Origin of the sequence: Methylomicrobium lacus (genome assembly GCF_041897535.1) — a bacterium.
GTDB lineage: Bacteria > Pseudomonadota > Gammaproteobacteria > Methylococcales > Methylomonadaceae > Methylomicrobium > Methylomicrobium lacus_A.
Window position 1 is genome coordinate 4,154,108 of record NZ_CP169217.1, and the last position, 13,381, is coordinate 4,167,488.

The 13,381-nt window shown below is 57.1% G+C and carries 12 protein-coding genes; 7 read left to right on the forward strand and 5 right to left on the reverse strand.

What is annotated here, in order from left to right; all coding sequences use genetic code 11:
• Positions 1–6 precede the first annotated feature (6 nt).
• The 6 genes from pilB to yacG all read left to right on the forward strand — a co-directional run bounded on the left by pilB (position 7) and on the right by yacG (position 5,484).
• Positions 7–1,719, forward strand: coding sequence for a type IV-A pilus assembly ATPase PilB (pilB, locus tag ACEPPP_RS18635; protein ID WP_374088857.1), 1,713 nt, complete (start codon positions 7–9; stop codon positions 1,717–1,719).
• A gap of 6 nt (positions 1,720–1,725) precedes the next feature.
• Positions 1,726–2,946, forward strand: a complete 1,221-nt coding sequence (locus ACEPPP_RS18640; RefSeq protein ID WP_374088858.1) for a type II secretion system F family protein — start codon at positions 1,726–1,728, stop codon at positions 2,944–2,946.
• A 63-nt stretch (positions 2,947–3,009) separates the two neighbouring features.
• Positions 3,010–3,900 carry an A24 family peptidase gene (locus tag ACEPPP_RS18645; protein WP_374088859.1) on the forward strand — a complete coding sequence of 297 codons (891 nt, stop codon included), beginning with the start codon at positions 3,010–3,012 and terminating at the stop codon, positions 3,898–3,900.
• A gap of 12 nt (positions 3,901–3,912) precedes the next feature.
• Positions 3,913–4,545, forward strand: coding sequence for a dephospho-CoA kinase (gene coaE / locus ACEPPP_RS18650; protein ID WP_374088860.1), 633 nt, complete (start codon positions 3,913–3,915; stop codon positions 4,543–4,545).
• Positions 4,523–5,293, forward strand: coding sequence for a cell division protein ZapD (gene zapD / locus ACEPPP_RS18655; protein ID WP_374088861.1), 771 nt, complete (start codon positions 4,523–4,525; stop codon positions 5,291–5,293). Before coaE ends, zapD begins: the two co-directional genes overlap by 23 nt.
• A complete protein-coding gene (gene yacG, locus ACEPPP_RS18660; protein WP_374088862.1) occupies positions 5,293–5,484 on the forward strand; it encodes a DNA gyrase inhibitor YacG in 192 nt (63 codons plus the stop codon). Before zapD ends, yacG begins: the two co-directional genes overlap by 1 nt.
• An 11-nt stretch (positions 5,485–5,495) precedes the next feature.
• On the opposite strand, the gene ACEPPP_RS18665 is transcribed toward yacG, so the two are convergent.
• From ACEPPP_RS18665 to ACEPPP_RS18680, 4 genes are read right to left on the reverse strand one after another with little or no spacing between them, the layout of a single operon-like run.
• A complete protein-coding gene (locus ACEPPP_RS18665) occupies positions 5,496–6,449 on the reverse strand; it encodes a Nudix family hydrolase (RefSeq protein ID WP_374088863.1) in 954 nt (317 codons plus the stop codon).
• Between the two features lie 18 nt (positions 6,450–6,467).
• The gene (argJ, locus tag ACEPPP_RS18670) at positions 6,468–7,682 is read right to left on the reverse strand and encodes a bifunctional glutamate N-acetyltransferase/amino-acid acetyltransferase ArgJ (protein ID WP_374088864.1); all 1,215 of its coding nucleotides are present in this window, start codon (positions 7,680–7,682) and stop codon (positions 6,468–6,470) included.
• Positions 7,683–7,729: 47 nt separating this feature from the next.
• The gene (locus ACEPPP_RS18675; protein ID WP_374088865.1) at positions 7,730–7,966 is read right to left on the reverse strand and encodes a sulfurtransferase TusA family protein; all 237 of its coding nucleotides are present in this window, start codon (positions 7,964–7,966) and stop codon (positions 7,730–7,732) included.
• Positions 7,963–9,003 carry a tRNA (5-methylaminomethyl-2-thiouridylate)-methyltransferase gene (locus ACEPPP_RS18680; protein WP_374088866.1) on the reverse strand — a complete coding sequence of 347 codons (1,041 nt, stop codon included), beginning with the start codon at positions 9,001–9,003 and terminating at the stop codon, positions 7,963–7,965. The genes ACEPPP_RS18675 and ACEPPP_RS18680 overlap by 4 nt, the downstream gene beginning before the upstream one ends.
• Positions 9,004–9,122: 119 nt before the next feature.
• Between ACEPPP_RS18680 and ACEPPP_RS18685 the strand changes: the two genes are divergently transcribed.
• The gene (locus ACEPPP_RS18685; RefSeq protein WP_374088867.1) at positions 9,123–10,292 is read left to right on the forward strand and encodes a PilT/PilU family type 4a pilus ATPase; all 1,170 of its coding nucleotides are present in this window, start codon (positions 9,123–9,125) and stop codon (positions 10,290–10,292) included.
• Here the strand turns inward: ACEPPP_RS18685 and putA are convergent.
• On the reverse strand, positions 10,289–13,369 hold the full coding sequence (gene putA, locus ACEPPP_RS18690; protein ID WP_374088868.1) for a bifunctional proline dehydrogenase/L-glutamate gamma-semialdehyde dehydrogenase PutA: 3,081 nt from the start codon (positions 13,367–13,369) through the stop codon (positions 10,289–10,291). The genes ACEPPP_RS18685 and putA overlap by 4 nt on opposite strands.
• Positions 13,370–13,381: the final 12 nt, after the last annotated feature.

The window sequence follows — 13,381 nt, forward strand, 5'->3', positions numbered from 1 at the left end:
TTATCGATGGCTACACCGACGACTGAATTTTACTTTAGCGGTATTACCAAGTGCCTGATTCAAAAAGGTTTGCTTTCGGAAGGCGAGGCACGAACCCATGTGCAGGAAGCGGCGAAGAAACACATTTCCCTCGTCAGTTATCTGGTCGCCAATAAATTGGTAAACGGCAGAGCGATCGCCTCTGCCGTTTACGCCGAATTTGGCGTACCTTTCTTCGATCTGGATGCGATCGATTTAAAGACGCTGCCGGTCAAATTGATCAATGAAAAATTGATCCGCAAACATCAAGTCCTGCCTCTGTTCGCGCGCGGCAAGACGATTTTCATCGCGGTATCCGATCCGACAAATCATCAGCCGCTTGACGAAATCAAGTTTCAAACTCGGTTGAATCCCGAATGCATCGTGGTCGAAGAGGATAAGCTGAGCAAGGCGATTGAAATCGCTCTGGAGGCTCCCGACACCTCGATGGCCGCCTTGCTCGACGAAGATCTCGATAATCTGGCGGTTTCCAGCGTGGAAGAAGAGGCCGCCAGAAACGAAGCGAATTCGGATGTCGATGATGCGCCGATTGTTCGCTTCGTGAATAAAATCCTGCTCGACTCGGTCAAAAAAGGCGCCTCCGATATTCATTTCGAGCCTTACGAAAAAAACTTCCGCATCCGTTTCCGCACCGACGGCATGCTGCACGAGGTCGCCAGTCCTCCGTCCGCGGTCGCGACCAAGATCATTTCCCGCATCAAGGTCATGTCCAGGCTCGATATCGCCGAACGCCGGGTGCCCCAGGACGGACGGATCAAATTGATCGTTTCCAAGAATCGTACGCTCGATTTCCGGGTCAATACCTGTCCGACTCTGTTCGGCGAAAAGGTGGTCATGCGTCTTCTCGATCCGACCAGCGCGCAATTGGGCATCGAAAAGCTCGGTTTCGAACCCGACCAGCAAAAGCTGTTTCTGGAAGCGATCAATCGCCCCTATGGGCTGGTGCTGGTCACAGGGCCCACCGGCAGCGGTAAAACGGTGTCGTTATATACCGGACTGAATATCCTGAACACGATAGAGCGCAATATATCGACCGCGGAAGATCCGGTCGAAATCACCGTAGAAGGCATCAATCAGGTCAACATGAACGTGAAGGCCGGTCTGACCTTCGCCAGCGCTTTGCGCGCCTTTTTGCGCCAGGACCCGGATGTGATCATGGTCGGCGAAATTCGTGACCTCGAAACCGCCGAGATTGCGATCAAAGCGGCGCAAACCGGGCACTTGGTGCTTTCGACCCTGCACACGAACGATGCGCCGCAAACCTTGAACCGGCTGATGCAGATGGGGATTCCCGCGTTCAATATCGTGTCGTCGATCAATCTGATCATGGCGCAGCGACTGGCGCGCCGTTTATGCGTGCATTGCAAGGAGCCCTCCGATTATCCGGAAAGTGTGCTGCTTTCGACCGGTTTCAAGAAAGAAGAATTGAAAACGCTGCAAGTCTATAAGGCCGTGGGCTGCGAGCATTGTACGAACGGTTATAAGGGCCGGGTCGGCATCTATCAGGTGATGACGCTCAGCGACAACATGCGTAGGCTGATCCTGGAAGGCGGCAACGCGATGCAGTTGGCCGAGCAGGCGAAGGCGGAGGGCATCAACGATCTCAGGGCTTCCGGCCTGAATAAAGTCCGCCAGGGCGTCACCAGCATTGAAGAAATTGACCGGGTTACCAAGGAATAAGCGAAAATGGCACAAAAAGTTGAACAAATCGATTTTGTCTGGGACGGCGTCGACAAGGCCGGCAACAAAATCAAAAATCGGCCCATCTCTGCGCTTAGCGAGACGATCGCCAAAGCCGATCTAAAACGGCAAGGCTTTCGCGTCCAGAAAATCAAGAAAAAACCGAAACCCTTATTCAAGAAAGTCCAAAAAATTACCCCTGCCGATATTGCGGTGTTTGCGCGGCAACTCGCGACGATGCTCGGAGCCGGCGTGCCGTTGGTCCAGTCTTTCGATATCATCGGCAAGGGCCACGAGAATCCGAGCATGCAGGAGATGTTGTTGTCGATCAAGGCCAGCATCGAAGGCGGCAACACGCTGGCGCAAGCTTTGCGCGAAAAGTCGCTGTATTTCGACGAATTGTTCTGCAACCTGGTCGAAGCGGGCGAGCAGGCCGGGGTTCTGGAGGCCTTGCTCGATAAAATCGCGACTTACAAGGAAAAAACCGAATCGATCAAGAAGAAGATCAAAAAAGCGTTGACTTATCCGACCGCGGTGATTGTCGTCGCGGTCATCGTGACCACCATCCTGCTGATGTTCGTGGTGCCGGTTTTCGAGGAACTCTTCAAGGGTTTCGGTGCGGATTTGCCGGCATTTACCCAGATGGTGATCAACATGTCGAATTGGCTCAGGGATTGGTGGTGGATCGTCTTCGGCTCGATCGGAGGCATTTTTTACACGTTTTTTTATTTCAAAAAACGTTCCTATGCGTTTAACCATGCACTGGACCGGATGTTGTTGAAAGTGCCCGTCATTGGGACGATTTTGAACAAATCCGCGATCGCGCGCTTCGCCAGAACCTTGTCGACGATGTCGGCGGCCGGGGTGCCGCTGGTGGAAGCTTTGGAGTCGGTAGCCGGCGCTTGTGGTAGTATAGTCTACGCGGAAGTGGTCCTGAAGATGCGTGAAGAAGTCGCCACAGGGCAGCGTCTGCAATTTGCGATGCAGCAGTCGAATCTGTTTCCGCATATGATGCAGCAAATGGTTGCAATCGGCGAAGAATCCGGGGCGATGGATGCGATGCTTGCCAAGGTCGCGGATTTTTATGAAGAAGAGGTCGACAATTTGATCGATAATTTAAGCAGCCTGATGGAGCCCTTTATTATGGCCGTCCTCGGCGTTCTGGTCGGCGGGCTTTTGGTTGCGATGTATATGCCTATCTTCAAGTTGGGAGAAGCCGTCAGCTAAGATTCAACCGTACGGCAACACGTCGTCGCCACACTCAATGACACCGAAATTTTGGCTTACTACATGACAGAATTGAGCGATTTTTTACCTTATCTCGTTTTTATCATTGGCCTGATGGTCGGCAGTTTTCTCAATGTGGTGATCTACCGTCTGCCCATCATGATGTACCGGGGGTGGCGCAGGGAATGCATCGAATTTCTGGAGTTGGCGCCGGAGGCGGTGCCGGCCCCGCAAAGCGCCGGCAATGTCCGGCTCACCGAGGAAGAGCCTTTTAACCTGGCCCTGCCTTTATCGCGTTGTTCGTCCTGCAAGACGCCGATCAAGCCTTATCAGAATATTCCGCTGCTCAGCTATCTGTTTTTGAAAGGCAAATGCGCGCATTGCGGCTCCAAAATCTCCTGGCGTTATCCTGCGATCGAGCTGTTTACCGCGGTGCTGTCCGCGGTGGTCGCCTTACATTTCGGCTATAGCCTGCAAACCTTGTTCGCGCTCTTATTGACCTGGTCTCTGGTCGCGTTGAGCTTTATCGACATCGACCATCATCTGTTGCCCGATTCGATCAATCTGCCGGTGCTTTGGGGGGGGCTGGTACTGAGTTTGTTCGGGTTCTATACCGATGCGCATGCCAGCATTATCGGCGCGGCTGCCGGCTATGGCTCGCTCTGGATCGTCTATCATCTGTTCAAACTGGTTACCGGCAAGGAAGGCATGGGTTTTGGCGACTTCAAATTGCTGGCGCTGTTCGGCGCCTGGCTCGGATGGCAGAGCCTGCCGTTGATCATTCTGCTTTCCGCCCTGACCGGCGCGGTGTTCGGCATCGCTTCGATCCTATTCGCCAAACGCGACCATGCCGCGCCGATCCCTTTCGGTCCCTATCTGGCCGTTGCCGGCTGGATTGCTCTGATCTGGGGGGATGCGATCAATCGTCTCTATCTCGACACCGTCGGCTTTTGATTGTTTTAAGTCATGCTGAAAGTAGGTCTGACCGGCGGCATAGGCTGCGGTAAAACGACGGTTTCCAATCTTTTTGCCGAACTCGGCGTGCCGATTCTCGATGCCGACCAGATCGCGCGTGAACTGACCGAGAAGGGGCAGCCCGCCTTGGATCGAATTCGTGACGCATTCGGCGGGCAGGTCCTGAATGCGGACGGCTCGTTGAACCGCCTGCAACTCAAACGGATCATTTTTGCCGATGCCGGGCAGAAACGAAAGCTCGAAGCGATACTGCACCCCCTTATTTGGGCCGCATTAAATGCAAGAAGCGAGCAATTGGCGGCGCCTTATTGCATCCTGAGCATTCCCTTGCTATTCGAAACGAAGATGGAAGCGGTCGTCGACCGCATCCTGGTCGTCGATTGCCCGGTCGAACTGCAAATTGAGCGCGTCAGCCAAAGAGACCGGCTTGGCATTGAAACCATCCTGGCTATCATCGAGAGCCAGGTTTCTCGGGACTATCGCCGCGCGCATGCGGGCGACTTGCTGGACAACTCATTGACTGACAATGCACTTGCAGAACAAGTCAAAAAACTGCACAATTTATACCTTTCTATAAGCGCCTGTCAGACTAGACTTACCTGTGACCAACACCATCACTTATGAATTTCCTCTCAACGAACGCATCCGGGTTTTCATTAGGCTCGAACAACTCTTTAAACAGTTCAATCATTTCTTAAACGGGGCCTCCGTTTGGGACAAACGCGCCGCACTGAACGTGCTGCTCGACATCATGGCCATCTTAAGCCGGAACGATTTGAAATCGGAGTTGCTTAAAGAACTCGATCGCCACAGCAAAGTCTTGAATAAACTTTCCCAGAGCCAAGGTGTGGATTCGGAAAAACTGAGTCAGTTGTTGAATGACGTGGGTCGAACCAGCAAGAATCTGTATGCATCGAGCGGCAAAATCGGCATCCATGTGATGGAAAGCGATCTTTTCCAAAGCATCGCCCAGCGCAGCTCGATTCCGGGCGGCACCTGCTCTTTCGACTTGCCCGAGTTTCATTACTGGCTGGAACAGGAAGAGGCGATTCGCCTGAAGGATCTGCAGCAATGGAGCACGCCTTTCAACGACATCAGAAATGCGATCGATCTGATCCTGAATCTGATTCGCAACAGCCGTCGCGATACGCAAGAAATCGCCAAGGCCGGATTTTTTCAGATTTCCCTGGATCACAGCCAGCCCTATCAATTGGTGAAAGTCAGTTTGGACAAGTCACTGCGTTATTTTGCCGAAATCAGCGGCGGCAAGCATCGTTGCACGATTCGTTTCATGGTGCCGTCGAATGACGAAAAGCGTCCGCTGCAAAGCAGCGACGACGTGCCTTTCACCTTGTCCTGTTGCCAGTTTTGATGGCCGCGACGACAGTTAAGTGCCCTGTGTGCGGACGTTCGGTGGAGTGGACGGCGGACTATCCCTACAGGCCGTTCTGTTCCGAACGCTGCAAATTGATCGACTTGGGGGCTTGGGCGGCCGAAGAGCACCGGATTTCCGAGGAATTGGATGACGGGGGCGAAACGGAAGAAAGCCCGCCCCTTCACTAATCAGTCTTGCTTTAGTCGCCGAGGAACGCCCGGATGCCGGCGATGCCCTGCGCGCCGGCTGCGCGGGCGGCGTCCAGATCCTCTTTTGCCAAGCCTCCCAAGGCATACACCGGAATGTTGATTTGCTCGATCAGCGCGGAAAATCTTTCCCAACCCAGAGCGGCGGTCTCCGGATGGCTTTGGGTCGGCAACACCGGCGCCAGAACCGCAAAGTCGGCGCCGATCTTCTCGGCATGTTCGAGTTCCGCCAGCGTGTGGCACGAAGCGCCGAGCCATCGATAAGCCGCCGGCCGTTCCTGTAAAGCGAGCAAGTCGCTGGCGGTCAAGTGCAGGCCATCGGCGGCTGCATTGCCGAAATCCACCGCAGAATTGATCAGCAACACGGCATCGTGGGCGCGGCAAAGCGGATAGGCTTTCGACAAGAAGCTTGCGACATCAGCGTGCGATGAAGTTTTCAAGCGCGCCTGAATCAGCTTGATGCCGTTCGTGAGGAATTTATGCAAATCCTGCATCAGGCCGCCGCTGACCTGATCGTCGAGGATCGCATAATAAGGCGGGAGCCGGGCCGCGGTCACGATCGGCCGGTTGGCGGCCGGGAAGGTAAAATGGGTCAATTCGTTCGGCGCAACCCAACGAATCGGCTGGCCCAGGCAGCCTGTTGCGCTGCCGGAAAAGCGATCGACCACAAAAACCCGCAAGGTGACGGCCCGATCGGGATAACGGTGATGAATCGTGATCAAGGGCGCCGCCGAACAAACTTCAATGTCCAGTTCCTCCTTCAGCTCTCTGCACAAGGCCTGCTCGGGCGTTTCGCCGGCTTCGATCTTGCCGCCCGGGAACTCCCATAAGCCGCCCTGATGCAGGGATTCGTCGCGCTTGGCGATCAGTATCTTGCCGTCCGAGCCTTTGATCACTCCGGCCGCGACTTGCAGCGACTTCGCTGCGGTTTTTTGCCTATGGCTCATCGGCTTTCCGGCTGCCGATCAGGTGCGATATTCCGCATTGATCTTGACATAGTCGTACGAGAAATCGCAGGTCAAGACTTCCTGGCGGGCATCGCCCCGGCCCAGTTGGACCGTCACGCGGATTTCCTCACGGTCCATCACCTGCTGTCCCGCTTCCTCGGTGTAGTCGTCGGCGCGTCCGCCTTCACGGACGATGCAGACGTCGTTCAGAAAGATCCGAATGTTTTCGAGCACCATGTTATCGACGCCGGCGCGTCCGACCGCGGCCAGAATGCGTCCCCAGTTCGGGTCGCTCGCGAAAAACGCGGTTTTGACCAGGGGCGAATGCGCGATCGTTTTCGCGACGCGGACCGCTTCTTCGTCGCTTTGCGCTTCCTCGACCACGATGCGCATCAGTTTGGTCGCGCCTTCGCCGTCCCGGACGATCGCTTCGGCCAGACGCTTGCACACGTCCAGCAAGGCATCGGCGAAGCGAGTGTAATGTTCGCTGTCCGGCAAAATTTCCGGAGCGGCGGAAAGCCCGCTGGCCATCACGACCAGCGCGTCGTTGGTCGAAGTGTCGCCGTCGACCGTGATCCGGTTGAAAGACAGTTCGGCGGCGCGCTTCAGGCATCGCTGCAACAAGGCGCTGCTGATTTTCGCGTCGGTGCCGATGAACGACAGCATCGTCGCCATGTTCGGCTGAATCATGCCGGCGCCCTTGGCGATGCCGTTGAAGGTGATGGTGCGGCCGTCGATCTCCAGGGTCTGAGTGACGCCCTTCGGAAACGTATCGGTCGTCATGATCGCCCTGGCGGCCTTGTCCCAGTTTGCAGGATTGAGATTGCGCACCGCATCGGGCAAGGCAGAGCCGATCTTATCGATCGGCAGCGGCTGGCCGATCACGCCGGTCGAAAACGGCAGCACCTGTTCGGCGGCGCCGCCGGTCAGCTGCGCCAATCGCTCGCAGGAGCTCAACGCATCTTGCAGACCTTGCCTACCGGTACCTGCGTTAGCATTGCCGGAATTGATCAGCAGCCAGCGCGGCTTCGCTGCCAAATGGTCCCGGGCGACCTGCACCGGCGCGGCACAGAAGGCGTTTTGGGTAAAAACCGCGGCGCAGCTGCCTTGTTCGGCCATTTCAAACACCAACAGATCGTCCCTGACCGTCTGCTTGATGCCCGCGCAAACGGTGCCCAGACGAATGCCCGGAATCTCCGGCATGATCGGAAAATCGCAGCGACCTACCGCCATCGTGTGTTCCTCGTAAATAGAATGAAAAAATAATGTAAGGATGCTTGCTATCCGGCTTGTCCGCCGACTTCCAGGACAATCACATATTCATGATCGCCGCTGCGCGTTTCGAGCACGGTGTGGCCATGGATACGGCACCATGCCGGAATGTCCTGCATCACGCCGGGATCGGTGCAGATTACCTCCAACTGGTCGCCGGGCCGCATCTGTTTGACCTGGTTTTGGGTGCGGATCACCGGCAGCGGACACAAAAGCCGCCGCGCGTTCAAGGTTTCCCGGATCATATAAACCATTCCTGCGGCAAGTCTTTCGCAAGCGGCTTGACCTGGATCGTTCGCTCCGAGCCGTCCTTGTCCGTGACCGTGACATCGACTTGCTCCGCATCGCGGCCCTGGCCGTAGCGCGCGGTAATGCCGGCGGCCAGGTACAAATCTTCCGCGGAGGGTGTGCCGTCGATCAACACCAGCGGGCCGCTATGGCTCGATGCCAGCATGCTGATGAACTCTTTTTGATAGCCCTGCAAGAAGCGGCCTTCGCCTTCCTCGCGCGCGACGATCAGCTTGAAATGGCGGGCAGGGCGGATGTGACGGCCGACCTTCAGCAGCATCACGTCGTCGAGTTCATAGTCCTTGTGGCCGTGCGACTGCCACAAATCGACCAGCTTCGCCGAATATTTCTTGTCGGTCAAAAAGCAGCAGCCGCCGGCCGGCTGCGAATAATCGTGGAAGCCGTAGCGCTCGGCCATTTCCATCTGCGGCTTGCGCGAACGGCCGCTGAAATCGTGCAGTTTGGCGCGGTCGACCCAGCCTTCGCGCTCCGGCAGCGTCGGCGCCAGATTCTTCGCGCACAAAGGCCGCAGCAACAAGTCGTCGGCGCCCGATTCCCGGGCCACGACCGGCATCGTGTCCTTGCGCTGCGACATCGGCCGCTGGCCGATCACCTCGCCGGTGATGATGAAGTCGAAACCGTTTTCGGCGATCCATTGCCTGGCCTTGTTGACCATGAAAATCTTGCAGTCCAGGCAGGGGTTCAGATTCGCGCCGTAGCCGTGCTTCGGATTGATTAGCACGTTTTTGTATTCTTCGATCACATCGACGATGTGCAGCTTGATGCCGAGCTGCTCGGCGACCCAGAGCGAATTGTTACGCTTCGGTTTGCTGCGGTCCTTTTCGCGGATCGCATGCGTATGGCCTTCCACGCAAAAGCCGGTGAAGAAATTGATGCCTTCGACATGGACGCCTTGGTCCATGATCGTTTTCGCGGCCAGCATCGAATCCAGGCCGCCGGAAATCAGCGCGACGGCTTTGCGTTGTGTGCTCATCTCGATTTAATCAAAAAGCGCTTATTATAACCGGTAATTTTTGAAGATGGCTTCACTTCTCTACGACTTATCCTAAACTGAGTCCAGGTAAACTCTCACCGTTAGCGGATTACACGACTATGGAATTCAAAGATTATTTAAAAATCCTGGTGCAACACGACGGCTCCGATCTCTATCTGACGGTCGATGCGCCGCCCGCGGCAAAGTTTCAAGGCAACCTGAAGCCCTTGGAAAACAGTAAGCTGACCAGGGAGCGCATCAAGGAGATTGCCTATGGCCTGATGGACGCAGATCAGCAAAAGGCCTTCGAACAGGTGCCCGAACTGAATATGGCGCTTTCGGAGCCCGGCATCGGCCGCTTCCGGGTCAATATCTTCAAGCAGCGCAACAGCTTCGCGCTGGTGATCCGCAATATCAAGGTGGATATTCCGAATGCGGACAAACTCGGCCTGCCGGACGTCTTGAAAAAAACGATCATGGAAAAACGCGGTCTGATCCTGTTCGTCGGCGGCACCGGCTCCGGTAAATCGACCTCGCTGGCCGCCTTGATCGACCATCGCAATACGAATGCGTCGGGCCATATCATCACGATCGAAGACCCGATCGAATATATCCATCCGCACAAAAAATCGCTGGTCAACCAGCGCGAAGTCGGCGTCGATACGCTGAGCTATGAGGATGCCTTGAAGAATACCCTGCGGCAGGCGCCGGACGTGATCCTGATCGGCGAAATCCGCAGTCAGGAAACGATGGAGCATGCCCTGGCTTTCGCCGAAACCGGCCATCTCTGTTTGTCCACCTTGCACGCGAACAATGCGAACCAGGCGCTCGACCGGATCATCAACTTCTTCCCGGAAGAACGCCGGAATCAATTGTTGCTCGATCTGTCGCTGAACCTGAAGGCCTTCGTCTCGCAGCGCCTGGTGCCGACGGTCGACGGCAAACGCACCGCCGCGATCGAAATTTTGCTGGGCACGCAGCTGGTCCGCGATCTGATTCAAAAAGGCGACGTACACAGCATCAAGGAAGCGATGGAAAAATCCGAGAATATCGGCATGCAGACCTTCGACAGCCATTTGTTGCGGCTTTATAAGGCGGGCACGATTTCGCTCGATGAGGCGCTGCAAAACTCCGATTCGCCGAACAACCTGAAGCTGAAGATCAATTTGAGCGAAGGTGTCGGGTCTGCGACGGCCAAAATGGCCGATTCCAAGGATTCGCAAGGCAGCGGACTCGGTTCCTTGTCATTGCAGGCGATCCAAACAGAAGCAGAGGAAGAAGAAACCTAAAACAGCGCTTCGGATAACAAGGCCGCATTGCCCCCGATCGCCGCGCTGTTGATCGTGACCGTCCGTTCCGCAGACAGCCGGCGCAGATAATCGGGACCGCCGGCCTTCGGGCCGGTACCCGACAGTCCCATGCCGCCGAACGGCTGCACGCCGACCACCGCGCCGATCATATTCCTGTTGACATAGATGTTGCCGACCCGGGCCCGTTCGACAAGGGATTGAATGTGGCTCTCGATCCGGCTATGAATTCCCAGCGTCAGGCCGTAGCCTGTGGCATTGATGCTTTCGACCACCTGGATCAATCGGTCCGCGCGGTAACGGACGATATGCAGAACCGGGCCGAAGATTTCCTGTTCGAGTTGTTCGATGCCGCCGATTTCGATCAGGCTGGGCGGAAAGAAACTGCCGGCGCGCAAATCGGCAGCTAAAGGGACTTGGTACAGGACCTTGGCTTCCTTCCGCATCCTGCCCAGATGCTCCGCCAGTCGAGCGGCGGCTTGGGCATCGATGACCGGTCCGATGTCGGTCGCCGCTTGACCGGGGTCGCCGAGGGTCAATTCCTGCATCGTGCCGATCAAAAGCTTGATCACCCGGTCCGCGATGTCTTCCTGAACATACAATACCCGCAGCGCCGAGCAGCGCTGGCCCGCGCTGTTAAAGGCCGAAGTCAGCGCATCCTGGACCAGTTGTTCGACATGCGCCGAACTGTCCGCGATCAAAGCGTTCTGGCCGCCGGTCTCGGCGATCAACGGCACGATGGCCGGCTGATATTGCGCCAGGGTTTGATTGATCCGGCGCGCGGTCGCGGTGGAGCCGGTAAAGACGACGCCGCCGAGACCCGGAAAGGTCAATAAATGCTTGCCGATCAAGTCGCCTTCGGCCGGCAGAAATTGCAGGACCGCGCCCGGAATGCCGGCCCGATGCAGCAGTTGAATGCAGCGCATCGCGGTCAGCGCGGTCTGGGTCGCGGGCTTGGCGATCACGGTATTGCCGGCGGCCAGCGCCGCAGCGATTTGCCCGACAAAAATCGCGATCGGAAAATTCCAGGGGCTGATGCAGACGATCGCGCCGCGCCCAGTGCGACTCAGATAATTTGCTTCCCCGGTAGGCCCCGACAGCCGGACCGGCTGAGTGAACAGCTTTTCTGCCTCGGCCGCGTAATAGCGGCAAAAATCGACCGCCTCGCGCACTTCGGCGAGCGCATCCTTGATCGTGCGGCCGCCTTCGCGCGCACACAGCGAGACCAGTTCAAGCCGGTGCGCTTCGAACAGATCGGCCGCTTTTTTCAGATAGGCGCTGCGCGCGTGTACCGGACTGTGCCGCCAGTCGGCGAAAGCCTCCAACGCGCCGGCGGCGGCTTTGCCGATGGCCTCCGGGTCTGCATGGGTCACCTGGCCGATTTGCCGGCGCTGATCGCAGGGATTGAATACCGGTTGGGGGCGGCCGGCATAAGGCTTGCCGTCGATCAGGGGGTATGCCTCCCAATTGCGTTCGGCCAGCGCGTCGAGATCGGCCTGTAATTGAATTAGGACTTCGGCGTCACTCAGGTTGATTCCGGCCGAATTCAAGCGCTCCCGGCCGAAGAGTTCGGGAGGTTGCGCGATCCGGATAGGTGCCTGCTGCAATCTTGCGACCGGGTCCGCGACGATCTCGTCCATGCTGTAATGCGGATTTTCGACCCGATTCAAAAAGGAGGTATTCGCGCCGTTCTCGAGTAAGCGCCGAACCAGATACGGCAACAAATCTTCAAAATTACCGACCGGGGCATAGATTCGGCAGGGCAGGGCGTGTTGCTGCGCCAATTGCTGATAAAACGCCTCGCCCATTCCGTGTAGCCGTTGAAATTCGAAGCCCGTATGCGCTTTCGCCAGCGTCAGGATCGCTGCGACCGTATGCGCATTATGCGTCGCGAACTGCGGATAGAAGGCTTCGGGATGGACCAGCAGCGTTTCCGCGCAGGCCAGATACGAGACGTCGGTCGCGGTCTTGCGGGTAAAGACCGGATAAGCCGCCAGCCCCGACTCTTGCGCGCGTTTGATCTCGGCGTCCCAGTACGCGCCCTTGACCAGCCGGACCGGAATCCGGCGACGATGCGATTGAGCCAGCGCGGCCAGCCAGCGGATCACTGGCAGCGCGCGCTTTTGATAAGCCTGCACGGCCAGACCGAAGCCCGGCCAGTCTTCAAGGTCCGGATGGGCGAGCACCGCCGCAAAAATATCCAGAGACATGTCCAGCCGCTCCGATTCTTCCGCATCGACGGTCAGGCTGATGTTGGCGTGCCGCGCCTGACTCGCCAAGGCGAGCAGTTTGAGACTCAGCTCGTCGATCGCGCGTTGTCTTTGCAGCGGCTCGTAACGCGGGCAGAGCGCGGACAGTTTGATCGAAATGCCAGGATTCATGAAGGAATCTGCATGTTCGGCAACTTCTGCCAGCTGTGCTATCGCCTGCCGGTAGGCCTCGAAATAGCGCTCGGCATCTTCCGCGGTCAAGGCGGCCTCGCCGAGCATATCGAACGAATAGCGGGCGCCGGGCTGCAAGCGCAGCGTTTCGATGCCACCTTCGATCGTTTCGGCGAAAACGAAATGGTTTGCGAGCCACTGCATGGCCTGTTTGGCGGTGGTGCGAATCAACGGCGCGCTGAGCCTCGTGAGCCACGCGCCGCCTCCGTCCCCGAGGTTTTCGATGCGGCCGGTCACCGACAAGGCGCCGGTCAGCAATTTGACCCACCGCGTATCATGCAAGGCTTGGTGCCGTCCCCAATCGAGCGAGCCCAGTTTGTCCTGCAAAAAAGCATCCTGGGTTGCAGAGTCTGGGATTCGCAGCAAGGCTTCGGCCATTTCCATCAGCACGATGCCTTCTTGGGTGTTCAATTGATACTCATGCAGCAGGGTATCGATCAGCGCTTGCTGGGTACTTTCGGCTCTGACCCCTGCGACCAGCTTGCGGGCCAGCTTCGCGGCGGCGGACGCATCATAAGACCGTAAACCCTGAGCCAGCTCGGCAGAAACTCGATCTTCGTCGGCCAGATAGGCGTCATTGATCGCGGCGCGTAACGCGGGTAACAGATCGGCGTTCATGGCGTTCTCCCT